This window comes from Mesorhizobium sp. 113-3-3, assembly GCF_016756495.1.
In the GTDB taxonomy this organism is placed as follows: domain Bacteria; phylum Pseudomonadota; class Alphaproteobacteria; order Rhizobiales; family Rhizobiaceae; genus Mesorhizobium.
In genome coordinates, this window is sequence record NZ_AP023243.1 from 3,739,539 (window position 1) to 3,762,853 (window position 23,315).

The 23,315-nt window shown below is 60.8% G+C and carries 24 protein-coding genes and 2 tRNA genes; 17 read left to right on the forward strand and 9 right to left on the reverse strand.

Annotated elements, in window-relative coordinates; all coding sequences use genetic code 11:
* The first annotated feature begins 12 nt into the window (after positions 1–12).
* The 6 genes from JG746_RS18205 to JG746_RS18230 all read left to right on the forward strand — a co-directional run bounded on the left by JG746_RS18205 (position 13) and on the right by JG746_RS18230 (position 5,763).
* A complete protein-coding gene (locus tag JG746_RS18205) occupies positions 13–3,030 on the forward strand; it encodes a hypothetical protein (RefSeq protein ID WP_202354065.1) in 3,018 nt (1,005 codons plus the stop codon).
* Positions 3,031–3,070: 40 nt separating this feature from the next.
* A complete protein-coding gene (locus JG746_RS18210) occupies positions 3,071–3,337 on the forward strand; it encodes a hypothetical protein (RefSeq protein ID WP_202354066.1) in 267 nt (88 codons plus the stop codon).
* Between the two features lie 28 nt (positions 3,338–3,365).
* On the forward strand, positions 3,366–3,713 hold the full coding sequence (locus JG746_RS18215; protein ID WP_202354067.1) for a phage upper tail fiber protein: 348 nt from the start codon (positions 3,366–3,368) through the stop codon (positions 3,711–3,713).
* Between the two features lie 172 nt (positions 3,714–3,885).
* Positions 3,886–4,626: a hypothetical protein gene (locus tag JG746_RS18220; RefSeq protein WP_202354068.1), complete on the forward strand. Its 741-nt coding sequence runs from the start codon at positions 3,886–3,888 to the stop codon at positions 4,624–4,626.
* Between the two features lie 460 nt (positions 4,627–5,086).
* Complete coding sequence (locus JG746_RS18225) at positions 5,087–5,311, forward strand: hypothetical protein (RefSeq protein WP_202354069.1); 225 nt, start codon at positions 5,087–5,089, stop codon at positions 5,309–5,311.
* Positions 5,312–5,541: 230 nt separating this feature from the next.
* A complete protein-coding gene (locus tag JG746_RS18230) occupies positions 5,542–5,763 on the forward strand; it encodes a hypothetical protein (RefSeq protein WP_202359560.1) in 222 nt (73 codons plus the stop codon).
* Here the strand turns inward: JG746_RS18230 and JG746_RS18235 are convergent.
* On the reverse strand, positions 5,741–6,370 hold the full coding sequence (locus JG746_RS18235) for a zinc ribbon domain-containing protein (RefSeq protein ID WP_202354070.1): 630 nt from the start codon (positions 6,368–6,370) through the stop codon (positions 5,741–5,743). The genes JG746_RS18230 and JG746_RS18235 overlap by 23 nt on opposite strands.
* Before the next feature lie 487 nt (positions 6,371–6,857).
* On the opposite strand from JG746_RS18235, the gene JG746_RS18240 reads away from it, so the two are divergent.
* The gene (locus JG746_RS18240; RefSeq protein ID WP_202354071.1) at positions 6,858–7,613 is read left to right on the forward strand and encodes a hypothetical protein; all 756 of its coding nucleotides are present in this window, start codon (positions 6,858–6,860) and stop codon (positions 7,611–7,613) included.
* 37 nt (positions 7,614–7,650) lie between these two features.
* On the opposite strand, the gene JG746_RS18245 is transcribed toward JG746_RS18240, so the two are convergent.
* The 4 genes from JG746_RS18245 to JG746_RS18260 form a co-directional block, all read right to left on the reverse strand.
* Complete coding sequence (locus tag JG746_RS18245; RefSeq protein ID WP_202354072.1) at positions 7,651–8,142, reverse strand: hypothetical protein; 492 nt, start codon at positions 8,140–8,142, stop codon at positions 7,651–7,653.
* Between the two features lie 12 nt (positions 8,143–8,154).
* Positions 8,155–8,319 carry a hypothetical protein gene (locus tag JG746_RS18250; RefSeq protein ID WP_202354073.1) on the reverse strand — a complete coding sequence of 55 codons (165 nt, stop codon included), beginning with the start codon at positions 8,317–8,319 and terminating at the stop codon, positions 8,155–8,157.
* On the reverse strand, positions 8,312–8,929 hold the full coding sequence (locus JG746_RS18255; RefSeq protein ID WP_202354074.1) for a DUF6338 family protein: 618 nt from the start codon (positions 8,927–8,929) through the stop codon (positions 8,312–8,314). Before JG746_RS18255 ends, JG746_RS18250 begins: the two co-directional genes overlap by 8 nt.
* 170 nt (positions 8,930–9,099) lie before the next feature.
* A tRNA-Asn gene (locus tag JG746_RS18260) sits at positions 9,100–9,174 on the reverse strand.
* A gap of 221 nt (positions 9,175–9,395) precedes the next feature.
* On the opposite strand from JG746_RS18260, the gene JG746_RS18265 reads away from it, so the two are divergent.
* The 10 genes from JG746_RS18265 to JG746_RS18310 all read left to right on the forward strand — a co-directional run bounded on the left by JG746_RS18265 (position 9,396) and on the right by JG746_RS18310 (position 21,280).
* A complete protein-coding gene (locus JG746_RS18265; RefSeq protein WP_202354075.1) occupies positions 9,396–9,683 on the forward strand; it encodes a hypothetical protein in 288 nt (95 codons plus the stop codon).
* A 106-nt stretch (positions 9,684–9,789) separates the two neighbouring features.
* On the forward strand, positions 9,790–10,020 hold the full coding sequence (locus JG746_RS18270; protein ID WP_202359561.1) for a hypothetical protein: 231 nt from the start codon (positions 9,790–9,792) through the stop codon (positions 10,018–10,020).
* A 155-nt stretch (positions 10,021–10,175) separates the two neighbouring features.
* Positions 10,176–10,249 (forward strand) — tRNA-Cys (locus JG746_RS18275).
* A gap of 91 nt (positions 10,250–10,340) precedes the next feature.
* A complete protein-coding gene (locus JG746_RS18280; RefSeq protein ID WP_202354076.1) occupies positions 10,341–11,009 on the forward strand; it encodes a protein-L-isoaspartate O-methyltransferase family protein in 669 nt (222 codons plus the stop codon).
* Positions 11,010–11,189: 180 nt separating this feature from the next.
* Positions 11,190–12,575, forward strand: coding sequence for a TolC family outer membrane protein (locus tag JG746_RS18285; protein ID WP_446721213.1), 1,386 nt, complete (start codon positions 11,190–11,192; stop codon positions 12,573–12,575).
* Between the two features lie 303 nt (positions 12,576–12,878).
* The gene (locus JG746_RS18290; protein ID WP_202354078.1) at positions 12,879–13,742 is read left to right on the forward strand and encodes a PopZ family protein; all 864 of its coding nucleotides are present in this window, start codon (positions 12,879–12,881) and stop codon (positions 13,740–13,742) included.
* A gap of 294 nt (positions 13,743–14,036) precedes the next feature.
* On the forward strand, positions 14,037–16,820 hold the full coding sequence (locus JG746_RS18295; protein WP_202354079.1) for a valine--tRNA ligase: 2,784 nt from the start codon (positions 14,037–14,039) through the stop codon (positions 16,818–16,820).
* 359 nt (positions 16,821–17,179) lie between these two features.
* Positions 17,180–18,427: an OmpP1/FadL family transporter gene (locus JG746_RS18300; RefSeq protein WP_202354080.1), complete on the forward strand. Its 1,248-nt coding sequence runs from the start codon at positions 17,180–17,182 to the stop codon at positions 18,425–18,427.
* 290 nt (positions 18,428–18,717) lie between these two features.
* On the forward strand, positions 18,718–20,442 hold the full coding sequence (gene ilvD, locus JG746_RS18305) for a dihydroxy-acid dehydratase (RefSeq protein WP_202354081.1): 1,725 nt from the start codon (positions 18,718–18,720) through the stop codon (positions 20,440–20,442).
* Positions 20,429–21,280 carry a tetratricopeptide repeat protein gene (locus JG746_RS18310; protein ID WP_202354082.1) on the forward strand — a complete coding sequence of 284 codons (852 nt, stop codon included), beginning with the start codon at positions 20,429–20,431 and terminating at the stop codon, positions 21,278–21,280. The genes ilvD and JG746_RS18310 overlap by 14 nt, the downstream gene beginning before the upstream one ends.
* 52 nt (positions 21,281–21,332) lie before the next feature.
* On the opposite strand, the gene JG746_RS18315 is transcribed toward JG746_RS18310, so the two are convergent.
* From JG746_RS18315 to erpA, 4 genes are all read right to left on the reverse strand, one after another.
* The gene (locus tag JG746_RS18315; protein ID WP_202354083.1) at positions 21,333–21,650 is read right to left on the reverse strand and encodes a hypothetical protein; all 318 of its coding nucleotides are present in this window, start codon (positions 21,648–21,650) and stop codon (positions 21,333–21,335) included.
* Between the two features lie 72 nt (positions 21,651–21,722).
* The gene (gene xth / locus JG746_RS18320) at positions 21,723–22,517 is read right to left on the reverse strand and encodes an exodeoxyribonuclease III (protein ID WP_202354084.1); all 795 of its coding nucleotides are present in this window, start codon (positions 22,515–22,517) and stop codon (positions 21,723–21,725) included.
* 6 nt (positions 22,518–22,523) lie between these two features.
* Entirely contained in the window at positions 22,524–22,916 is a 393-nt protein-coding gene (locus JG746_RS18325; RefSeq protein WP_202354085.1) for a VOC family protein, read from the reverse strand.
* Positions 22,917–22,920: 4 nt separating this feature from the next.
* A complete protein-coding gene (gene erpA, locus JG746_RS18330; RefSeq protein WP_027024881.1) occupies positions 22,921–23,268 on the reverse strand; it encodes an iron-sulfur cluster insertion protein ErpA in 348 nt (115 codons plus the stop codon).
* Between the last annotated feature and the right edge of the window lie 47 nt (positions 23,269–23,315).

The window sequence follows — 23,315 nt, forward strand, 5'->3', positions numbered from 1 at the left end:
GGGATCACCGACATGACCGAGATCGCCGGCAACGTCACAGTCCAGATCAGCGGCAACATCGCACCGTTCGAAGCCGCGCTTGCCAAGGCGCACCAGATGGCGGCCACATTCGATGCGCAGATCTCGGCAAAGCTGAACGGTGCTGGCGTCTCGGAAGGCCTGGCCAAGATCGCGGCCGGGGTCGAACAAACCAATGCTCTCCTGGCAAAATTGACTACCTCGGGCAGCTCTGCCGGGGTGGCGCTTGCCAAGGTTGCCGCGTCCACCAAAACCACCACGGCGGCTCTTGCTGAGGTCGCCGCAGCAACCAAGCTGGTCAATGCCGAAATGGCGAGCATTGGTGGCTCTGCCGGCGGCGCTGCGGCACTAACCACCGGTACGATAGCGGCCAAGGATTTCGCTGCTGCACTTGAGGCCACTGGCGGCAATTTGGGCAAGATCACCCCTCAAATGCTAGGCCTGGCCGTGGCCAATGAAGAGGTTGCCGTATCGAGCAAAGTGGCAGCGGTTGGCATGGCCGAACTTGGCGTTGCTGAAACGAAGGCAGCCGGCCTTGGTGCTGGCGTCACCCGAGAATTTTCCGTATTGGGCGCGGAGATTGCCAGAGGCAATTTTAGCCGCATTCCGGGCAGCTTGATCGTGCTGAACGAGCGCCTGGTCAGCACCGGCGCCGGAGTCTTGACCCTTAGGAACGGGCTGACGGCGCTCGGCGGCCTGGCTTCGGCTGTCTTCAATCCTTTCACGCTCGGCTTCCTGGCCATCTCCATCGGTTCGGAGGTGGCTATCAAGGCTTTGGGCGGCATCAAAGGTAGCGTTCTGGACGTCAATACGGTCCTGGAGAACAACAAAAAACTGATCGATGACATTGCCAAGGCCTACCCCGAGGCAGCGGTAGCGGCCAAGCAGTATGAAGAGCAAGCCAACCAGATTCCGAAGTCCATTGCAGCGGCCGACCTGGCCAATCAGATAGCAGAGTCGCGGAAGACGCTCTCGGCGGAACTGGACACGCTTCGTATCGACCTGCACGCGCTTGGCGGTGAATACGCGTTGACCGGCAAGGCAGGCTCGGAAGCGTTCGAAGCCCTCTCTGGCCGCGTGCATGACGGCACGATCAGCGCCCAAGCCCTCTATTCCGAACTCGGAAGACTTGAACTCGATCCTAAGCTAAGCGCCGAGGCCCACGCCTTCGCCAGATCGCTGGAGGATGCCGCGAAAAAGGCCGCGGATCTGGAGCGGTCAATCCCCGTCGACACTGCTATCGCCACGATCATCAAGGATGACGCGAAAGCGCAGCATACGCTGTTCGAGATCTCTTCCGGCTTCAAGGATGTTGGCGCCAGTGCGAGCAGCGCAGACGCGACCATCGCCAAACTGTTCGGCACCATGAACTCCGGCGGCAGCGGTGGCTTCGGTGTTACCCGGTCTCTAGCCGGTCAGTTCGGAAGCCAGCTTTCTGGCCAGCTTCAGACCACGCTCGGCATGTTCGAACAGGTCGACGCGGCTGTACAGAACGCGCGCCAGAACCAATTGGCTGGAATGGTGCAACTTGAGGCTCAGTTCCGCAGCACGACTGAACGGGTCGACGTGCTGAAGCAGGCAATCGAGACGTCTGCCGGCGCGGACAACATCAAGGCATTCTTCGGCGATGTTGCCGGCATCAAAGATGCAAACGCCGAGATCGCCAACGCCACTACGACCGTAAACAAGCTGTTTGCCGCTATGGCCTCGGGCAACACCAGCGTCAACGCCGTCTATCAGGGGCTAGACATGGTGCGCCAGACGCTCACCAAGGATGGATTCCCGGTTGATAAGGTAAACGCCTTCGTCGACTCATTGGTGCGTACAAACCAGGAGTTGGTCGCCGATACGGGCGCGGCCCATCAGCTCAACGCCGCCATTCAGGCAATCAAGGACAAGACCGTTAATATCACTGTCGTGACCCAGCAAGTCGGCAGCGGCACAAAGTCGATTTATGACGTCGGCACGACTGGCGGCATCGGCGTCACCCGCTACGGCGCTGACAGCAACATGACGCAAAAGGCCTATTCGCTGCCGTCCTACTATGGCGGCAGCGAAGCCTCGGGCTATGGCTCCAGCTATGGTGTCTCTGGCGGCTCCAGCAACGTCAACGTTGCGCGGTTCAGCAGCACCACCCCGGTTTCCCAGACGCCGATCTTCAACACGTCGACGAACTCGTGGGGCTACGCCCAGCCGACGACCTATCAAGACCCTGCCAGGCTTGCCTATGTCAATTCGCTATACCCGGCACGCGCTGCTGGTGGCCGGATCTCGGCCAATATGCCCTATTGGGTGGGCGAGCATGGCCCCGAACTGGTAATGCCCACCAGCGCTGGCACGGTCATTCCCAACGCTCAGTCGATGGCGCTGGCCAATTCGCAATCGGCCTTCACCGGTCAAGTTGCCACCGCCGACACAAACCGCATGTGGACGCTTCAGATGAACATCGAGGCGAACACGAGGAAGACGTCGCAGATCCTCGATGAGATCAAGACGAGCACGGCCGGCAGTTCCGGGCTTTCGTCGGGTTCGTCTTCTGGCGGCTCTTCGTCGGCCAGCAGCAGTCAGGCTGATCAACTCCGTGCCCAATACATGCAGGTCCTAGCCACCTGGAAGTCCAACTTCAATGCAGCCGGCATCGTGGGCGGTGGCCAGGTTGGCTACAACTCCAACGGTCTCGGCGCCACACCGGAACAGATCGCGCATCGTGTCGTCTATGGCTTTGACACCGGCGGCATCATGAGCGGTGGCGGGGGCGGAGACACCCAGAAGGTCGAGTTCTTCAAGAACCCGAACGAGAAGGTGATCATCGCGCGGCCGGATCAGTTCGCCGACGTCAGGCCCGGATCGACTGGCACGGGCTCGGCAGGCAATGGAGGGACCATCACCCAGACATTCCATGTTCGCATCGATGCTCCCAATGGCAATGTGAGCAAGGACAGCCTGGCCGCCGTACGCTCGCAATTTGCCGCTATCGGCCGCGACATGGCGAGGGCAGTCAATGGTCGATGAGATAGAGAAATGGTGGAAGCCGCCACCCGAGTTGGTGCCGATGGTCGAGCAGAACCGCAGGGCCTTCAAGGCGCAATTCGGAAGCTGCGAGGAAGTGGCGTTCGATCGCTATTGGCTCGGAACATCCGAAGACGGCGCCTATCTGGCCTTTCAGTTTCACAGGCCGGACGGCTCAATTCACCGGTTCGCTCTACCGAACGAGATGGTGCGGCAGTTCTTTATCGAATTCGCCGGATCAAGCGACGAGATGGGCGAGCGGCACCTAGCCGCGACCTTCGCCAAGGTTGAACCGAAGGGGCAGGCCTGATGCGCAACGCAACGAAAGAGGTGAAGGCATGAAAACGCTACCCATCGGCGGCAATGAGGTCGTCAGCCTCCCAGCCTATAACGTGATTTCCATCACGGGCGGCGCCGGCTCTATCGAGCGCCTTGGCAACAATCCGGGCGATCCATCATCCGGGACGATAACGACGTTTACCGCCGATGCGACGGTCGGCCCGTTCCCGGTCTGGACAAGACACATGCTACGGTGCACCCCGTCCAGCCACGTCAGTTATGACATTACGCCTGCCGATTTCCCCGCGGTGGACTCAGCTTTCGAGCGCGCACGGGTGATGAGCCAGGCCGAATACGACGCTCTGTCGCCTCCCGAGCCGGCAACGCTCTATCTGATCGTAGGCTGATGACCGCCTGGCTCGCCTTCACGCTTCGCCACAGCGGGCCGCGTTACAGTCGACAACAAGTGCTGTAGCGCCCCGGGTCAGCATATGGCCGAAGCTCAATGTAGCCCGCGTCGAATCGTAGCAATGCACGTCACGAATCGTTTATATGGGCCGGTTCTTCTGAGTCGGTGTCATGACGCGCGTTCCTTGGCCAAATAGTTTCCCGGATGCATTTGTTAACGTGCCTTGGGCCAGCGCGGATAAGAGGGTTGCCACTCTCAAGTCGCATCCTCTCTACGATGCCGCTAAGGGCCAAAGGAACGTTGAAGCCGCAATTGCCATCGTTGACGATCTTCACAACCTCGAAAGCGTCCTTTCGCTGGCCGATTATGTCGAGGGGCAAGGCGGAAAGCCGAAAATAATCGCGCCGTCCTGCCAGCCAGGTGATTCCAACAATGCTTTGGCCATCGGCTACGCTCAATGGTTGTCTCATGAACTCGATTGGGATGTCGACACGGAGGTTTTCCAGCAAAAAACGGTGTCGCGCGATCTTTCACCAAACTGGAGGAGGATAGCCAACCGTTGCAATTTTTACGGCGAAATTGACAAGTCCGCCTCGTATGTAATAGTGGATGACGTCATAACTACGGGCGGAACCTTGGCCGACCTTCGTTCGTTCATAGAGCGTAAAGGTGGCCGAGTTATAGCTATGAGCGCTATCGCATTGGGCGATGGTCGTCCTAGAAGAATTAGGTTGGGCGATGATACTCGGGCAGACTTGGAGCGTTTCTATGGGAACGATCTTGGAAGTTTTTGCCACAAAAATCTCGGATTTTCGTACGAGTGTCTCACTGACGCAGAAGGCCGAGCGATCCTCGGATGTTCAGGTTATGTCGACCTCGGAAAGAAAATCCTACGAGCGCGTCACGCGTGAGATGCATGAGGAAGCCCGGGCGCTGCTTCGTGGGCGGCCTAAGCTCGTGCGTCCGAGATAAGCCCTCGAAATAGACAGAATCAATTCTGACAAGCGCGCCCGGCCTCAAATGGTTCGGGCGTTTTTCTTTTCGGCACGTCGCGCCGAGGCCAGGGGCGATTCGCAATCGATCGTCAGCTTTAACCAGCGATCGCCATTCCAATGCCAACGCCTAGGCCGATAGCAACGCCCATGAGCAGCTTGCCGGCAAAGTCCAGGGCAATGGTGCGGACAGGGCTCCAAGCGTCCACACGGGGCGCTCTGAGGGCTTGTGAGAGATCGTCAAAGATCGTGTCCATGGGCGGATTCTAGATCGAAACCCGGAATCTGTGAATCCCCTGTTTGTTCCGCTTGCGAGAGGCGGCCCATGTGGAGGAATATATTCCTCGTTGCGGCGAACCCCTCAAACAGGAGATCGCCAATGGCCAGAACCAAACCTTCCAAGCAGTTATCACAGGCTGAAATCGAGTGCTTCCTGGTGGCAGCGGAAGCGCTGCACAAGAGCATCGTGAAGCCGTTCATATCGCCGCATTGCGACCACTACCGGGCCACGCGGATCCTGCATGAAGCGCTGTTGAAGACGGTGAGGGATGTCACCGGCAAGGAAGTCGAATTCATCCGCTGGTTTGGAGGAGGTTCGGCCTAGCGGTTAGATCACGTCCGTGGCCGGCGTCAAATCCCTGACTTCTGCATCAGGTTGGCAACTTGCATGCCAAGCCTAGCGGTGAATTCGCCATTGTTGGCGGCGAAATCCCAGCAGAAGAAGGCTCCCAGGCAAAAAAGCAGAATGGAGAATCGCATTAGCGTATTCTAATATATGACAATTGAATAAGCGTTAAAGGCAGAGGCGCCGTGTTTGAGCGCCCAAGGGGAAAGATGACTGAGAAGCCGGGCACCACCTACATCGTGAGCGTGTTCGAAAAGCCTAGCTGGCGCACTGTGCTGACCACCAAGGACAAACAGAAGGCGTTCGACATGGCCAAGGAGATCGGCGACAAGGTGCGGGTCGAGGAGATCACGCCGAAGCCGAAGAAAGCGCTAGTTGGCGCGGCGCCCACGGGACAGGACCGGGCTGTCATAACCCAAAGAATGCCTTAAGATCATCAATATTCGCGAACCTTTTGCGCTGGCTCCCCCTCTCGCCGATGTAGAAGTCGTCGTCGAAATATGTCCAGCTTACGTCTTTGATCGTACCCGAAGCCCGAACCTTCGCGTCGCTGCGATCGGCAAGCACATCTGGGGCTGATAGACGGTCGTGCGCGAGGGCGATGGCCTTCATGCGCTCCAATATCTTGTCGACTTTGCTCTGAGCCTCGTTGAAAAGGTTTGGCGCAATCAACTGAGCCCCGCGCACGTTCTGTTTCGCCGATCCGCGCGGCCGGAACCGATTGCCCCCAAGATCCTCCATGTAGATCGAACCAGAAATGCCCGACCAAGACCCCATCGACATGCCTGTGGTGAACGTCACGATGCCGGTCTGTTCATCTGCAGTATCTAGCTTCCATCCGATCTGCAGCACAGCTTTGGCACCCAACTTTACAAGCAGTGCCTTCGTGCCGATAAACGTGCCGTCTGGTTGAATCTGAGCCACTGTCGGCAATGCCACTCTATCTGCCGCCGCTTCAACTGGCGCACCACAGCCTATGCACTGCGCCGCCTTATCTGAAATCTCTCGACCACATTCCCCGCAAGCAACAAGTGCCATTTGAAACCCCTCCCAAGGTCTATCGCTCAACATTGCGCCGCCATGGGATAAACACAAGCCGGCTCCCTTTCGGGGAGCGCTTGACGATTTGAGCGAATGAGAACATCGTGTCCGTGGGCGTAGCAACCCGGACCAGTGACGACCGAAAATCGTTGGCGCGATCTCAAGTCGTTTATCCCGCTTGCGGGATGACGCGCAGCTTGGCGGCTGCCGCGAACGGCCTTTTATAGGCCGGGGGCGGTGGTGCTGTCCAGACCTCGCGGTTAAAAGCCACCGGCTCGTCTCACTGGCGAGTTGCTAACCCCCGGCTTTGGCGCCGATCGCCATGCGGGCCGTAGCAAGCCCTTTTTACCAGTGAGAAACCATGATGACCAACTCGCCAGGCTTTCCCCAACTTCGCCGGCTCCTCGGGTCGCTCGTGCACCACGACTCAGTGACCATTGATGAGCGAGCAACGCCGTCCACAATCGAAGTAGGGAGTTCAATTATGAACCAGCACGTCAATCGCCGCACAGTTTTCGCCAACTCGGCGGCCGCGGCCGCCGCCGCCGTCGCCGTAATGCCGTTTGATGAAGCCAAAGCAGGGGTAGTACCGGCAGCAACCGAGCTTGCGGTCACAAGGGTCAATCGTCTTACGCGCGAACTTTCCTTGGCGATGGACGACTGGATGACAGACCTTGGCGATGAACCGGATGCATGGGTTGCGCATGTCTATCCGTCCAAATCTCGATTTCAATCGGGATTTCAGTCGCGCCACAACCTTGGCGGCTGGCATCCCGATGAAAAGATCTTCGCTCTTGAAGCTGCTTTCCATGAAGAATGGAGAACTCTGCGCACCATGGAGCCCGCGCTGAACGAGGCTGAGAAAAACTATTGGGCTTTTAGGGTCCAGCGCCCCGTCATGGGCGAAATGACAGACGAAGAAATCAAAAGGCTTCACGCAACTCCTGTTGGCGATCTCGCGAACCTGCCGCCAAGCCGTGCCAGCATTGAACATGCCGCTGCCCTCAGGGCCTATGAGAAGGCCGATGCCGCTGCCAAGCGCAAGAGTGGTTTCGGCAAGCTGGAACGAGCGTACACCAAACAGATGAATATCACCGCTGACGCAGCCGGCGCCGTCCTGCGGGAGCCAGCCAAGTGCATTGCAGGACTCGCAGCCAAGGAGCGCGTGCATCGCGTGTGGGAGTTTGATGGGGAAGACTTCAAGCATATCATGGCCGATATCGCGACTCTGGCAGACTGACACGCCGAAGCTAGCCCGCTGCCTCACGCCCGCTGCCTCACGGTGGCGGGCTTTTCTGTTCCATCGATACGATGGGGGTTCCTCCCATCTCTGCCTCCGTTCGCCATATGCGCCACTCCCGAAAGAAGGCTCCATAGGCCAATGCATCGGAAGTGCCGGACTCGCCGGCGAGATTTATTGCAGCAATCGAATTGCCGGCAGAGATTTTCGTAATGACGTGGATGCCTTCGTTGTGGATCGCAAGTGTGCCTGGAATTCGGCAACCCTCGCCGGGGGGCAATTCTGTTCCCAGAACTGGCTCAAGGACCCAGTTGGCGCCAAATGACAGGCATCCACCCACAGTGCCGGGATTAAGCAAGTGGGATCCTTGAGAGCCAGATTCCTCTGATTTCAGGACCACGATGGCTGGCTTACTCCCAAAAACAGTCCGCACACCATACAATCGCCCCCGTCCTAAATCGAAGCAGATAAGCTCGCCAACATCGAGGTCAGCGGCATTTTTGGCGTGATATTCTCCGACAATGATCATTGTATCGGGGTCCTATTTTTTCTTTCCGCCGCTGCTGGTGGTGGGCGTTACCTTAGGTGCGCCGCCACCAGAAGCCGGCTTATACCCGCCCTGCACATTGCTTTTGGTCGGGGAGTAGCCCTTCTTGACGGCAGCCTGTTGCACCGTCTTGGTCGTCACTTTCTTTTTGTCAGTCATTTTCTTCCTCTGTTCGATCAATGTCCAAGAACTCAATAGTGCTCACTTCTGATGTCTGGACCCAAAGGCCATTTGGCATTGGAATCCATCTGCCGCCTCTGCCAAGGCTGAATATTTGCTCGATGTAAATGTCGCGGTCGTTGTCAGAAGAGGCGAACGACTTTCGCCCGTAAAAACCATGGAAGAGAGTGCCGTCTTTCAACGTGATGATGAGCCAATGCTCTGTCCGCTGGGCGAACTTCCAGTCCCAGGCTGTCGGCATGGAGTGAACGACCTCCCAGCCCAGCCATTCGCAGGCTGTGGCATACCATTTCTTCTGGTGTCCAAGGCCAAGCAGCAGACCGATGACCATTGGCACGATAATTATGAGGCTGACCCATCCAAGCCAGATCACCAACGAGCCGGCGTCTTTGTGAACAATCAAGGCGAAGAAGGGCAGGACCACCGCATAATAGATGACGGTCACTACCACGTACGAGAGGAGTGCCTCAGTGTGAGACGGGGCGCGGCCACTGAGAAACTGCGTGCGGACATATAGGATGAGAAGGCCCGGGACGAGCAGGGCGAGGCCGTTGGCGACCTTACCTAGGTCTTCCACCTCGAACCCCATTGGTCGAATCACTCCTGTTTGCTGGGCGGGGGACTCTCGCGCGCAAAACTTGAGGAGTTCAATGAGGCTTTGTCATTAGCCACAGGGCAGATGTTGCCCCAAATGTTGCCCTGACGAGGTTTTGGTCATTCGTCCAGAGCAACCAATGTTTGCTAAGCGTTTGAAAATATTGGCTCCCCGGGCCGGATTCGAACCAGCGACCAACCGGTTAACAGCCGGTTGCTCTACCACTGAGCTACCGGGGAACGGAGGCTCTTTGAGCAAGTGGCGCAGCCTATAGCAAACACCTTTCGGCTTTGCAAAGAAGCATTTCGCTTTTTTCCGAGACTTTTTCGCGCAGCGGTTTTTTGCAATCGGCGATGTCCGTCCTCATATTAGCCGTCTTGGCGACGGGCGCGGAACCGAAAGGGTGGTTGCGGCTTTCGTAAATAGATATTTTCAAGCGACCAGCGGGCAGCCATTGGCGATGACGGCAGCAGACGAAAACCCGGTACCGGCACGAAAGATCTCGATTTTCGGGCGCGAGTTCACCATGCCGCAGTCACGCGGCCTCAGAATCACGATCGGCGTTCTTCTGACCATCGGCGGCATTCTCGGCTTCCTGCCGATTCTCGGCTTCTGGATGGTTCCGATCGGACTGCTGGTGCTTTCCTATGAATTCGCCATGGTGCGGCGCCACCGGCGCCGCTTCGTCGTCTGGTGGGAGCGGCGGCGACGGCCGGATGGGACGACGGATACCAAGCCGGGCCCTTGACCGCGCCATACTTCCGCAGCGCTATGCCCTTGTTCGGGTTTCGGATTCCGGCGAATCCGCTTTTCCGTGCGCACGTCTCTCCAAATCCTCGCGAATTTCCCTGAGAATGGCGGAAGCCGAGGCGAGACGCGCGCGGTCGCGCGGCGAAAGCCTGGCGAAACCGTCTATCGCAAGGCAGTCGATGGCATGGCGCAGCAACGCCTCGCATCCCGATCGCGACAAGCCGTCCCATGTGTTCGTTCCGGTGTCCGGGCTTGCCGGCCGCATGGCGCAGTCCTCCTCTTTGCTCAACGGCTGCGGGGGCGTGGAGTTTCTGGTGATCTCCTGCTATACTTAATGATCGGCTAATATGCTTCGTGCCCCACCGTGGCCGCGACGCTGGATGTGGAGGGTCGGATTCTTGCAGAGGAAACCGCGCGGAATGCGTGGTGGCCGCTTGACGCCATTTTCGCCGCAACCTATTGGAACCGGGTGGAACGCCGGGAGCAACGAGGCCTCGTGGCGGAGTGGTTACGCAGAGGACTGCAAATCCTTGCACCCCGGTTCGATTCCGGGCGAGGCCTCCAATACCCGGGCTCCCGCGCGCGCAGCGCCGGAGCCTGACGTTCTCATCGTAATGAACCGCGGTTCTGACGCGGCAAGCGGACTGGTTGGGACATGAGCGCTGATTTCTCCGAGCTACGCGTCAAGATGGTCGACGGTCAGGTCCGCACCACCGACGTGACCAGCGCCCCGCTGCTGGAGGCCATGCTCACCGTGCCGCGCGAGGTTTTTGTCGGCGACCGCCAGCGCGATCTCGCCTATATCGACGAGGACATCCGCATTGGCGACGGCGCCGGTGGCGCGCGCTATCTGATGGAAGCGTCGCCGCTGGCCAAGCTGATGCAACTGGCCGAGATCAATGCGACCGATTCGGCGCTCGATGTCGGCTGTGGCACAGGCTACGCCTCGGCCATCCTGTCGCGGCTGGCGAGGTCGGTCGTGGCGCTCGAAAGCGATTCGGCGCTGGCGCAAACCGCGGCATCGACCCTTTCCGGCCTTGGCTGCGGCAATGTGACCGTGGTCGAGGGCGCGCTGGCGCAGGGGCATGCTGCCAAGGCACCCTATGACGTCATCTTCATCGGCGGCAGTGTCGAGAAAGTGCCGGCGCCGCTGCTCGATCAGCTCGCCGAAGGCGGCCGACTCGTCGCGGTCGAAGGGCGGGGCAATTCCGGCGTGGCGCGACTTTTCTTCAAGGCTGGGGGGGTTGTAACCGGGAGACGGGCATTTAATGCGGCAATTAAGCCACTACCGGGATTCGAACGTGAGCATGCTTTCGAATTCTGAATGATTTAGCCTTGCAGCAGAGGCTTTGTCATGGTCGCTTGCATTTGAACAATCGTTGCTGATCCCAGACTGGGGGCACTTTGGGACCGAACGACAGGGAACGAAACACGCCACTCCGGCTACTCTAGCGAGAAGCCGGCGCGGCGAAGTTCCCATGGAAAACGAATGAGGGATATACCCGTGCCGTCTGTATCCAAGACCCTTTTTGCCGCCGTCCTCGTCTCCGCGACCGCGCTGTCCCCAATAACCGCATCGGCGGAAACCATCATCGGCGCGCTCGCCAAGGCCTATCAATACAATTCCACGCTGAATTCATCCCGCGCCGGTGTGCGCGTCACCGACGAAGGCGTGGCCATTGCCAAGTCGACCGGGCGCCCGTCAATCACGGGATCCGCCAGCATCGACTATACAAACACGCGCCGGGCCAATGGCGGTGGCAACTCGAAGCTGACGTCCGGCAGCTACGGCATTCAGATCAACCAGTCGCTGTTTGACGGCTTTCAGACCAGAAACAACGTGGCGGCGGCCGAATCCCAGGTCAAGGCGTCGGTCGAAACCCTGCGCAACACCGAAGAGAATACGCTGTTCAGCGCGGCGACGGCCTATATGGACGTGATCCGGGACCGGCAGATCGCTGTGCTGACCGAGCAGAACCTGCAGTTCCTGACCGAGCAGGCGCGTGCGGCAAGGTCACGTTTCGAAGTTGGCGAAGGCACCCGCACCGACGTCGCGCAGGCCGATGCGTCGCGCGCCTCGGCTGTGGCCTCGCTGAGTGCCGCCCGCGCGCAGGCGCTGGCCAGCGCCGCGACCTATCATCAGGTCGTCGGCGACGAGCCGGGCAAGCTCAAGCCGGCTTCGCCATTGGGTAAACTCTTGCCGTCGAGCCTCGATGCGGCGATCGCGATCGGGGCGAATGAACATCCGGCCATTCTCGCCACGCAGCATCTCGTTGACGCGGCAGCGTTCTCGGTGAAGTCGGCGGAAGGCGCGCTGTTGCCGCAACTGACGGCGTCGGCCGGCATTTCGGAAAACTATCGCAACGGCATTCCGGACCAGACAGGTTCCAATGGCAATTCGACCTCGGCCAATGTCGGCGCGACACTGACCATTCCGATCTATTCGGGCGGCCGGACCCCGGCGCTCGTGCGCCAGAGCAAGGAATCGCTTGGCCAGGCCCGCATCCAGGTCGACGTCAGCCGGGACCAGGTGCGCCAGGCCGTTGCCACCGCGTGGTCGCAATATACCGCCGCGCAGCAGAGCGTCTCGGCCAACAAGCAGGTGATCGACGCCGCGCAACTGGCGCTGAACGGCGTCATCGAAGAACGCAATGTCGGCCAGCGCACGACGCTCGACGTGCTCAACGCGCAGGCCGCCGTCATCACGGCCAAGATCAACCAGGCCAATTCCGAACACGATGTGGTCGTGGCAAGCTATGCCATCCTGTCGGCGATGGGTCGCCTCTCGGTCGACCGGCTCGGTTTGCCGGTAACCAAGTACAAGCCCGAAGAGCATTATAACGCCGTCAAGGACAAGTGGTTCGGTCTGCGCACGCCGGACGGCCGCTAGCGCCGGCGGCTCGACTTGCCGTCGTGCCCTCCGAGCGGAACCTGGTTTGAACCGGTTCCGCTCCGGCTTTGTGCCCTGTCTCTTTGCACCGGCGCGATTCCGAAGGGAGCGCGCCATGTGCTTTTCCTGGGGAAACCGTTTTTTGCGCTTTTCCCGGAATCGCTTCTAATCTGTTGAAATCCCACATGTCCCCAGATTGGGGATTCTCGTTGGGCGATCCGTCGGTTACGCTGTCGCCATGATTCGAATCCGGCCTCTGCCGGAGCGGAAGACTAACAGGTCACAAGGGCGGCGGATGTGACGATGGCAACGGCAAGCAGCGCACAGCGCGAACCTTCCATGGAAGAGATACTGGCTTCCATCAGAAGGATCATCGAGGACAGCGACAACGGCCGCAAGCAGCCGGGCGAGGCCGAAGAGTTGCGGCAGGATCTGGAGCCGTCGCCGGGCGAGGCTCCCGCCGGCGATGTGGATGCGTTTCGCGCCGAACTGCATGCCGCCCCCGAAGTCAGGAAGCCCGTCGTGCTCGCGGAAGTCCAGGCGCCATCGCCCGAGCCCGCGCGCATGGAAGCGCAGACGCGCGCCGATCCCGCGCCGGTCAAGCCGTCGATGACGCTTGCCGAGGTCAGCGCCAGGATCGCCGCCGAGCCAGCGCCCGCCGCCACGGCCGGAGCGCCAATGGTTTCGCCGGCTGGCGCCCCGCAAACCAGCACGACCAGCGATGCCATCGTTGCCGATTGGCGACGCGAGATCGCGGCGGTCGGAGAGCAAGCGAAAGCGATACCGGACAGGAGCATCCGCAAGCCGGCGGCCCAGCCCGAGGCGCCCCAGCCCGAGGTGCCAACGAGTGAGCCGGTGGCGGACGCTGTGTTCGAACGGCCTTCTGCAAGCGGCGCTCCGGCAGCCATCGCTGAGGCGCGCCCGGCAACAAATGAAGCGCCCGCGGTCCGCGCCGCAATCCTTTCCGAACACACGGGCCGGCAGGTCGCGGCCGCCTTCGGCGAGCTGTCCGATGCCTTTGCCAGCCGCAGCAAGAAGACATTCGACGAGATGGCCGAGGAGATGCTGCGGCCGATGCTGCAGGACTGGCTGGACAACAATCTGCCGACGCTGGTCGAGCGCCTGGTGCGCGAGGAAATCGAGCGCGTCGCGCGCGGCGCGCAGTAAGGCTCACAGCCCATCCTCCAACAACGCGCCGCCTCTTTGGCGGCGTTTTTGTTGGTGAGGTCGACTGGCGATGATCATGGCAAAGGAGATCGCCCTTTTAAGGCCATGTCTGATTGCTCTCCTTGGCCGATGTGCCGAGTGCGGCACGGCCTTCCCGCGACCCTCCGTTGAAATGAACGTGGGCACGCCTATTTGCTTCTCATGAGCCGGGGCGGCCCTTGCGGTTGACTTGGCCAAGACCTTCCGATTTACACCGAACCAGCAAAAAATCCCGACAGCGCGGACCGTTTCCCCATGCTTGAAAAGACCTACGACGCAAAGACCGTCGAGCCGAAGATCGCCAAGGTGTGGGAAGAGGCGGATGCCTTCCGCGCCGGCGCCGGGGCGGAGGAGGGGGCCGAAGCCTTCACCATCGTCATCCCGCCGCCCAACGTCACCGGCTCGCTGCATATGGGCCATGCGCTCAACAACACGCTGCAGGACATTCTGGTGCGCTTCGAGCGCATGCGCGGCAAGAACGTGCTGTGGCAGCCGGGCATGGACCATGCCGGCATCGCCACGCAGATGGTGGTCGAGCGGCAGTTGATGGAGAAGCAGATCCACCGCCGCGACCTCACGCGCGAGCAGTTCATCGAGAAAGTGTGGGAGTGGAAGGCCGAATCCGGCGGCGCCATCTTCAACCAGCTGAAGCGGCTCGGCGCCTCGGCCGACTGGTCGCGCGAACGCTTCACCATGGATGAAGGCCTGTCCAAGGCCGTGCTCGAAGTCTTCGTCACCCTCTACAAGGAAGGCCTGATCTACAAGGACAAGCGCCTTGTGAACTGGGACCCGAAACTTTTGACCGCGATCTCCGATCTCGAGGTCGAGCAGCAGGAGGTCAACGGCAATCTCTGGCATTTCCGCTATCCGATCGAGGGCGAGACCTTCGATCCGGAAAATCCGAAAACCTTCATCACGGTCGCGACCACGCGTCCCGAAACGATGCTGGGCGATACGGCGGTGGCGGTGCATCCGGATGACGAGCGGTACCGGCATCTGGTCGGCAAGAACGTCGTGCTGCCGATCGTCGGCCGCAAGATACCGGTTGTGGCGGACGAGTACTCCGACCCCGAAAAAGGCTCGGGCGCGGTCAAGATCACGCCGGCGCATGATTTCAACGACTTCGAGGTCGGCAAGCGCCACAAGCTGCCGGCGATCAACATCCTGACCGTCGAAGCCGCCATCAAGTTGAAGGACAATGAGGATTTCCTCGCCGGCCTCGAAGCGACGCCGGAGCGCCAGGCCGTCTGGGACGAGCTCGACGGGCTCGACCGTTTCGTCGCGCGCAAGAAGATCGTCGAACTGATGGAAGCCGGCGGCTTCCTCGACAAGATCGAGCCTCATCGCCATGCCGTGCCGCATGGCGACCGCGGCGGCGTGCCGATCGAGCCGTTCCTGACCGAGCAGTGGTATGCCAACGCGGCCGAGCTCGCCAAACCGGCGATCGCCTCGGTGCGCGAAGGCCGCACCAACTTCGTGCCGAAGAATTGGGAGAAAACCTATTTCGATTGGATGGAGAACATCCAGCCCTGGTGCATTTCGCGCCAGCTGTGGTGGGGCCATCAGATCCCGGCCTGGTATGGGCCTGACGGGCGCGTCTTCGTCGAGAAGACCGAGGAAGAGGCGCTGAGCGCGGCGATCGAATATTATCTGGCGCTCGAAGGCCCGTGGAAGGCCTGGGTCGAGGACAAGCTGGAAAACTTCCAGCCGGGCGAGATCCTGACCCGTGACGAGGATGTGCTCGACACCTGGTTCTCCTCGGCGCTGTGGCCGTTCTCGACCCTGGGATGGCCGGACCAGACGCCGGAGCTGAAGACCTACTACCAGACCGACGTGCTGGTGACCGGCTTCGACATCATCTTCTTCTGGGTTGCCCGCATGATGATGATGGGCCTGCATTTCATGGACGAGGAGCCGTTCCACACCGTCTATGTGCATGCGCTGGTGCGCGACAAGAACGGCGCCAAGATGTCGAAGTCGAAGGGCAACGTCATCGACCCACTCGACCTTATCGATGAATATGGCGCCGATGCCTTGCGCTTCACCTTGACGGTGATGGCGGCGCAAGGCCGCGACGTGAAGCTCGACCCGGCGCGCATCGCCGGCTACCGCAATTTCGGCACCAAGCTGTGGAACGCGACGCGTTTCGCCGAGATGAACGAAGTCGCCCGCAATGACGATTTCTGGCTGAACGACGCCAAGCTGGCGGTCAACCGCTGGATCCTGACCGAACTGACACGCGCGGCGCGCGAGGTCACCGACGGCATCACCTCCTACCGCTTCAACGAGGCGGCCGGTGCTGCCTACCGTTTCGTCTGGAACCTGTTCTGCGACTGGTATCTGGAACTGCTGAAGCCGGTGTTCATGGGCACGGACGAGGCGGCCAAGGCCGAAAGCCGCGCCTGCGTCGCCTTCGTGCTCGACGAAATCTACAAGCTCCTGCATCCGATGATGCCGTTCATGACGGAAGAGCTGTGGGCGCAGACGGCGGGCGAGGGCAAGGAGCGAGAGTCGCTGCTGTGTCACGCCGCTTGGCCGTCGCCCGACTTCTGGGATGACGAAGCCGCTGCCGACATCAACTGGCTGGTCGATCTCGTCTCAGGCATCCGCTCGGTGCGTTCCGAGATGAACGTGCCGCCGGCAGCGATCGCGCCGCTGGTCGTGGTCGGCGCCAATGATGTCACGCGCGAGCGGCTGGTTCGCGAGGACTCGGCGATCAAGCGGCTGGCGCGCGTCGGCGACATCTCTCTGGCGGACGCGGCGCCCAAGGGCTCGGCGCAGATCGTGCTCAACGAGGCAACGATCTGCCTGCCGCTCGGCAGCCTGATCGATCTCTCCGCCGAGGCCGCCCGGCTGCAGAAGGAACTGGCCAAGGTGACCGAGGAGATCGCGCGCCTGCACAAGAAGCTGTCGAATGAAAGATTCGTCGCCAGCGCACCGGCCGAGATCGTCGACGCCGAGCGCGAAAAGCTCGCCGAATATCGCGACGCGCAGGACAAGCTGTCGGTGGCTTTGACCAGGGTTCGTGACGCCGGGTGAGGGCAGATTCGCGAGACGTTAGCCGCCTCTAAAATGGTGGTCCGTTTGCCTCGAAAGTAGGCATTCCGTAGCGTTAATGTTGACGTAAACGGAAGTTTTAGCCCCATTGTTGCCATAATGTTACAATGGGGCTGAAAGCCCGTGAAAATGGCTGTTTTTGAGCCTTTTGGGGCGAGTTTTCCTCATTTTCCAGTCGGATAAGCATGCGTCGGGCCGTTTTTCGACCTTCCGGCGCCTGTCCGCATTTTGTCGAAAATGCGTTTGGTAAACATGTACATGTACGCCCCAAGAATTCGTTGTTGCGCCATTAACCCGAATTGGTTCTAGCTTGATGCACTAGTTATTCGGGGAGGACATCCATGAACATTATGCGTCTGAAAGCACTGCTGGGGGCGGGGTGCTTTTCGCTGGCTTTGATTGGGACCGCAATGAACTCGGCGCATGCCGGTGGCATTGAGCGTGGCGGTTACGATATCGATCTTCTGTTCGATCCGGCGCCGTTCGCGACGGAAGCGGAATCGACTTATGTTATGCCGCAACGCAAGCTCAAGAACGCGGTGGACACCGATCCGAGCGATGGAAACGTAACGTTCCTCGGCAGCACGGCGAAAGACAGCAAGAGCTACTGGGTGCCGCGCATCGGCGTCAAGGCGCAGATCGTTCAGGGTGTCGATTGTATGTTCGACTATTCCCAGCCTTGGGGCGCGCACACAAATCCCGGTCTGTGGGCCGGCGCCGAATCCAACATGGAAACCGACATTAAGAGCAACAACTACGCAACGACTTGCTCCTACAAGATGGATGCCGGCAAAGGCCAGATTCGCTTCATCGGCGGCGTCTACTATCAGGAAGTCTATGGTTTCAAGAAAGACCTGGTGTCGCCGCTGGTGCCTGGCTTCCAGGGTACCGGCCAGGTTGATCTCAAAGGGACCGGCTGGGGCTGGCGCGCCGGCCTTGCTTATGAAATCCCTGACATCGCGCTGCGCGCCAGCCTGGTCTACAATTCGCGAGTCAAGCTCGACAATATCTCGGGCACGCTGGATCTGACGCATGTTGGCAGTGTCGTGCTGCCGATTTATGGCTCGACACAGTACATGCCGGACACGGTCGAGTTTAAGTTGCAGTCAGGCATCGCTCCCGGCTGGCTCGCCTTCGGTTCGTTGAAGTGGGTCAATTGGAGCCTGCTGCAGAGCGTTCCGATTTGCGTAGTCGGCACTCCGGCCGCGGCGTGCGTCACAGGTGATAAACTGCATTCGGGCCAGATCACCTCGCTGGATCTGATGTATCGCGACGGCTGGACCGTCACGGGCGGTATCGGCCACAAGTTCAACGATCAGTGGAGTGCGGCCGGCCAGCTTTCGTGGGATCGCGGCACGTCGCATGGCTATGGCTCGCAGACCGACACCTGGACCGTGGGCGGTGGCGTCGCCTATACGCCCCAGCCCAATATCGAAGTTCGTCTGGCCGGCGCGATCGGCGTGCTGACCAGCGGCCATTCGGGGACAGTGAATGGCCAAAACGGCTATGTCGCCGGCAATGAGGTCAGCTACGACTTCGGCAACGATCTGGTCACGGCAATTTCCGGCGGCATCAAGATCAAGTTCTAACCTGTTGAGAATTCGACAAAAAGGCCGGGCATTGCCCGGCCTTTTTCGTTTGGGCCGACTTTGTCGGCACCTCGGGTATCCAAGCTGCGTTGCATATAAGCCGCACCGGGATCGCCTCGTGCGATTGTGACGTTTTGGCAACACTTTCTGAACAACCCCTGCGCTAGAAGTCAGGGCGGGGAAATTGCCTATTTCCCGCCATAAACCCGGCGCACCTCGAAAGGGTCCCGGGACACGCGCCAAAAGGCTCGGCGATGGGACAGGCCGCACCGCCCGCGGCAAGGATGAGAATGGACGCCAAGGTCATTTCAAAGGCTAAGCTGCCTAGCCGCTATGTGACTGTCGGTCCGGCGCGTGCGCCGCACCGGTCCTATCTCTATGCCATGGGGCTTTCCGCCGCCGAGATCGCCCAGCCGCTGGTCGGTGTCGCCTCCTGCTGGAACGAAGCCGCCCCCTGCAACATCTCGCTGATGCGCCAGGCGCAAGTGGTCAAGAAGGGCGTCGCTGCCGCCAACGGCACGCCGCGCGAATTCTGCACCATCACCGTCACCGACGGCATCGCCATGGGCCACCAGGGCATGAAGTCGTCGCTGGTGTCGCGCGAGGTCATTGCCGATTCGGTCGAACTGACCATGCGCGGCCATTGCTACGATGCGCTGGTCGGCCTTGCCGGCTGCGATAAATCGCTTCCCGGCATGATGATGGCCATGGTGCGGCTCAACGTGCCGTCGATCTTCATCTATGGCGGCTCGATCCTGCCCGGCAGCTATCGCGGCCGCCAGATCACCGTGCAGGACGTGTTCGAGGCCGTCGGCCAGCATTCGGTCGGCACGATCGGCGATGCCGAACTGCTCGAGATCGAGCAGGCCGCGTGTCCGTCGGCCGGCTCGTGCGGCGCCCAGTTCACCGCCAACACCATGGCGACCGTGGCCGAGGCGATTGGTCTCGCGCTGCCCTATTCCTGCGGCGCGCCGGCGCCTTACGAAATGCGCGACCGTTTCAATTTCGCCTCGGGCGAAAAGATAATGGAACTGATCGCCAAGAACATACGGCCACGCGACATCGTCACGCTGAAGGCGTTGGAGAACGCGGCGACCGTGGTTTCGGCCACCGGCGGCTCGACCAACGCAGCGCTGCATCTGCCGGCGATCGCGCATGAGGCGGGCATCAAGTTCGATCTTTTCGACGTCGCGAAGATCTTCGAGAAGACACCCTACATCGCCGACCTCAAGCCGGGCGGCAAATATGTCGCCAAGGACATGTTCGAGGCCGGCGGCATTCCGCTTCTGATGAAGACGCTGCTCGACCACGGTTACCTGCATGGCGATTGCCTGACGGTCACTGGCCGCACTTTGGCCGAAAACATGGAGCACGTTGCCTGGAATGAGCATCAGGATGTGGTTCGCCCGGCCAACAGACCAATTACCCAAACCGGCGGTGTCGTGGGCTTGAAGGGAAACCTTGCCCCTGAAGGCGCGATCGTGAAGGTCGCGGGCATGGCGGAGCTGAAGTTCTCCGGCCCGGCACGCTGCTTCGATTCGGAAGAGGAATGTTTCGAGGCGGTGACGCATCGCAACTACCGGGAAGGCGAGGTTCTCGTCATTCGCTACGAAGGACCGCGCGGCGGTCCCGGCATGCGCGAGATGCTGTCGACGACGGCGGCGCTTTACGGCCAGGGCATGGGCGGCAAGGTGGCGCTGATCACCGACGGCCGCTTCTCGGGCGCGACACGCGGCTTCTGCATCGGCCATGTCGGGCCGGAAGCGGCGGTCGGCGGTCCGATCGGCCTCATCCGGGATGGCGACGTGATCTCGATCGACGCGGTGAGCGGCACGATCGACGTGGCGCTGTCCGATGAAGAACTGGCGGCGCGGGCAAAGACATGGAAGGCGCGCACGACCGACTACCAGTCGGGCGCGATATGGAAATACGCACAGACGGTCGGGTCTGCCAGGGATGGCGCGGTCACCCATCCGGGCGGTGCGAAAGAAACACACTGCTATGCGGATATCTGAGTTGTTGAAGTCAACACCAGAGTTGTTGAGGTCATCTGTCCTACCGGCACTGGTCGCTGCGGCGATCTTTGGCGCCGTGGGCCAGGCTTTGGCCTTCGACGACAAGGTGTTCGACGACAAGACCGGCGTGAAGCCGCAGTCGAGCCCCTGGGCGGTGTTCCAGTTCGGCTTCTCCGCCTACAAGAACGGCCACAAGGAACAGGCCGCCGAGGCCTACAAATACGCCGCCGAAAACGGCCAGATCGGCGCCACCTGGAAGCTTGCCCGCATGTATGCCGAGGGCGACGGCGTGGCGCGCGACGATTATGAGGCGTTCAAGTTCTTTTCCGAGATAGTAGACCAGGATGTCGAGCCCGGTTCGCCTGAGGAAAGCTACGTTTCCGACGCGCTGGTGGCGCTGGGCGACTATCTGCGCAAGGGCATTCCCGGCAGCCCGGTCACCGAGAACGAGGTGGCGGCCCAGGAATATTACATGCGCGCCGCCGCCAACTACCGCAACCCGAACGCCCAGTTCGAGATGGGGCAGATGTTCCTCAAGGGCGAGGGCGGCGTGAAGGCCAGCGTCAAGCAGGCCGGGCGCTGGTTCCAGCTCGCCGCCGAGAAGGGCCATGCCGGTGCCCAGGCGACGCTCGGCCATCTCCTGTTCCAGAGCGGCAAGATCGTTCGCGGCCTGGCGATGATGACCGCCGCACTCGAACGCGCGGCGCCGGCCGATCAGCCCTGGATCCGCGGCATGCAGGAAGAGGCCTTCGCCGCTGCCGGCGAAGCCGACCGGCGCACGGCGATTTCGCTGGCCGATGACATCCTGACCAAGGGCACCACCAATGCAGATCAGTAGGGTGGTCAGCCGGGCATCTTCTCCACGAAGAGAGATTGGCTAGGCGAAAGAATCAGTTTTCGGTTGGCTCCGTCGGCACCATGCTGGGCGCGGGCGTCGAGATCGGCGTGACGTGCAGGTGCGGCGCCATCGTGTTTCCGGGGCAGCTGTCGCCGATCTTCGTCCAGGATGTGTTGTTGAGCACCATCTCGCAGCGCGCCAGATGGCTCTGGTCGGCCACCGTCAGGCAGGCGACCTGACCGACCGGATAGGACTTTCCGTTGGCAAGACATTCCGGGGCGGCGAAAGCAGGCACCATGGCAGCCGTGGCAAATGCCAAGCCGATCGGACAAACAACAAATCGAATGGTCATGGGAACCCCGGCCGCCATGATGATCTTCCATCCTGCGCCCGATTTGTGGCGACACCACGTCCAGACAAATCGACGGCAGCAGGGCACCGGTCAGGCTGGCTGCAAAGCGAGATCGATCGCCACCGGCACGTGATCGGACGGCTTTTCCCAGGCGCGCACATGTTTTTCGATCGAGGCTGAAGAGAAGCGGTTGGCGGCCTCCGGCGACAGCAGCAGATGGTCGATGCGGATGCCGTTGTTCTTCTGCCAGGCGCCGGCCTGATAATCCCAGAAGGTGTAGGTGTCGGGTGCATCGGTGACCGCGCGCACCGCTTCGATGAAACCGAGGTTGAGCAGGCGGCGGAAGGCCTGCCGCGTCTGCGGCTGGAACAATGCGTCGCCCAGCCAGTTTTCGGGAAAGCGCGCATCGATCGGCTCGGGAATGACGTTGTAGTCGCCGGCCAGCACGAGCGCCTCTTCCAGCCTCAGCCGCTCCTCGGCCCAGCGCTCCAGCCGCGCCATCCAGGACAGCTTGTAGGAGAATTTCTTGTCGTCATCGATCGGGTTGCCGTTCGGCAGGTAGAGCGAGGCGACACGCAACGCGCCCTTGTCGGTCGAGAACACGCCTTCGATGAAGCGCGCCTGCTCGTCGGTATCGTCGCCCGGGAGGCCTCTGTTGACTTCGTCAAAGCGCAGCTTCGACAGCAGCGCCACGCCATTAAAACCCTTCTGGCCATGGGTTTCGACATTGTAGCCTAGCGCTTCGATCTCGGCGCGCGGGAACTGATCGTCGACCGTCTTGATCTCCTGCAGGCAGACGATGTCGGGCGCGCTCTCTTTCAGCCAATGGGTCAGATTGCCGATGCGGGCGCGAACGCCATTGATGTTCCAGGTGACGATTTTCATGACGGTCTATTCTTCCTGCGGCGGGTGGCGTTCGACGAGCCCGATCGTATTGCCTGCGGGGTCCTTTAGGAAGGCCATCCACTCGCTTTCCCCTGGCGGACCGAAGGTGCCTTCGGTATCGCGATGGACAAGTGCGGGCGGCGCGGTGAAGGGGACGCCCGCGGCTTTCGCCTCGGCATGGAAGGCTTCGAGGCCTGTAATGTCGAGATAGACTATGCCGGCCGGAACGCCGTCGGTGAACAGCAGGCGCACGTCGCCTGCCAGGATGAAGGCGATGCCGGGCGGGTCGTAGCGGGCATGGACGCCCATGCCGAGTACGTCGCGCCAGAAGGCCAGCGTCGAATCAAGATCGCGTCCGGCCGACAGCGCGACCTGACGGACCGCGCCGATGGCAGGCATGCCGTTAGATGGAGAAGCTCGTGCCGCAGCCGCAGGAGGCGACCGCGTTCGGATTGCGGATCTGGAAGGACTGGCCCATCAGATCGTCGACGAAATCGATGACCGAGCCACCCATATAGACCAGCGACAAATCGTCGATCAGCACGGTCGCGCCATCCTTCTCGATGGCGACATCGTCGTCGTTGCGCGTGTCGACCAGGTCGAATTTGTAGGAGAATCCCGAGCAGCCGCCGCCTTCGACGGAAACGCGCAGCGCCGTCTTGCCGGCCTCGCCAGAGACAATCTTGGCGATCCGCCTGGCGGCGGCCTCGGTCATGTCGACTTTCATGGCGGTCTTGGCATCAGCGCCCATGGGCGTCACCTTGCTTTCGGTTTCACATGATAGGTATGAAGCGCAAG

Bases quoted from the DNA above. Each gene is read 5' to 3' on its own strand.
- JG746_RS18245 (WP_202354072.1), bottom strand. From the start codon at position 8,142: ATGATCATTGTCGGAGAATATCACGCCAAAAATGCCGCTGACCTCGAT.
- JG746_RS18325 (WP_202354085.1), bottom strand. From the start codon at position 22,916: ATGCCTGCCATCGGCGCGGTCCGTCAGGTCGCGCTGTCGGCCGGACGC.
- JG746_RS18205 (WP_202354065.1), top strand. From the start codon at position 13: ATGACCGAGATCGCCGGCAACGTCACAGTCCAGATCAGCGGCAACATC.
- JG746_RS18250 (WP_202354073.1), bottom strand. From the start codon at position 8,319: ATGACTGACAAAAAGAAAGTGACGACCAAGACGGTGCAACAGGCTGCC.
- JG746_RS18295 (WP_202354079.1), top strand. From the start codon at position 14,037: ATGCTTGAAAAGACCTACGACGCAAAGACCGTCGAGCCGAAGATCGCC.
- ilvD (WP_202354081.1), top strand. From the start codon at position 18,718: ATGGACGCCAAGGTCATTTCAAAGGCTAAGCTGCCTAGCCGCTATGTG.
- JG746_RS18310 (WP_202354082.1), top strand. From the start codon at position 20,429: ATGCGGATATCTGAGTTGTTGAAGTCAACACCAGAGTTGTTGAGGTCA.
- xth (WP_202354084.1), bottom strand. From the start codon at position 22,517: ATGAAAATCGTCACCTGGAACATCAATGGCGTTCGCGCCCGCATCGGC.
- JG746_RS18240 (WP_202354071.1), top strand. From the start codon at position 6,858: ATGAACCAGCACGTCAATCGCCGCACAGTTTTCGCCAACTCGGCGGCC.
- JG746_RS18280 (WP_202354076.1), top strand. From the start codon at position 10,341: ATGAGCGCTGATTTCTCCGAGCTACGCGTCAAGATGGTCGACGGTCAG.
- JG746_RS18270 (WP_202359561.1), top strand. From the start codon at position 9,790: ATGGCGGAAGCCGAGGCGAGACGCGCGCGGTCGCGCGGCGAAAGCCTG.
- JG746_RS18230 (WP_202359560.1), top strand. From the start codon at position 5,542: ATGACTGAGAAGCCGGGCACCACCTACATCGTGAGCGTGTTCGAAAAG.
- JG746_RS18210 (WP_202354066.1), top strand. From the start codon at position 3,071: ATGGTCGAGCAGAACCGCAGGGCCTTCAAGGCGCAATTCGGAAGCTGC.
- JG746_RS18290 (WP_202354078.1), top strand. From the start codon at position 12,879: ATGGCAACGGCAAGCAGCGCACAGCGCGAACCTTCCATGGAAGAGATA.
- JG746_RS18315 (WP_202354083.1), bottom strand. From the start codon at position 21,650: ATGGCGGCCGGGGTTCCCATGACCATTCGATTTGTTGTTTGTCCGATC.
- JG746_RS18235 (WP_202354070.1), bottom strand. From the start codon at position 6,370: ATGGCACTTGTTGCTTGCGGGGAATGTGGTCGAGAGATTTCAGATAAG.
- JG746_RS18265 (WP_202354075.1), top strand. From the start codon at position 9,396: ATGACGGCAGCAGACGAAAACCCGGTACCGGCACGAAAGATCTCGATT.
- JG746_RS18215 (WP_202354067.1), top strand. From the start codon at position 3,366: ATGAAAACGCTACCCATCGGCGGCAATGAGGTCGTCAGCCTCCCAGCC.
- JG746_RS18300 (WP_202354080.1), top strand. From the start codon at position 17,180: ATGAACATTATGCGTCTGAAAGCACTGCTGGGGGCGGGGTGCTTTTCG.
- erpA (WP_027024881.1), bottom strand. From the start codon at position 23,268: ATGGGCGCTGATGCCAAGACCGCCATGAAAGTCGACATGACCGAGGCC.
- JG746_RS18225 (WP_202354069.1), top strand. From the start codon at position 5,087: ATGGCCAGAACCAAACCTTCCAAGCAGTTATCACAGGCTGAAATCGAG.
- JG746_RS18255 (WP_202354074.1), bottom strand. From the start codon at position 8,929: ATGGGGTTCGAGGTGGAAGACCTAGGTAAGGTCGCCAACGGCCTCGCC.
- JG746_RS18220 (WP_202354068.1), top strand. From the start codon at position 3,886: ATGACGCGCGTTCCTTGGCCAAATAGTTTCCCGGATGCATTTGTTAAC.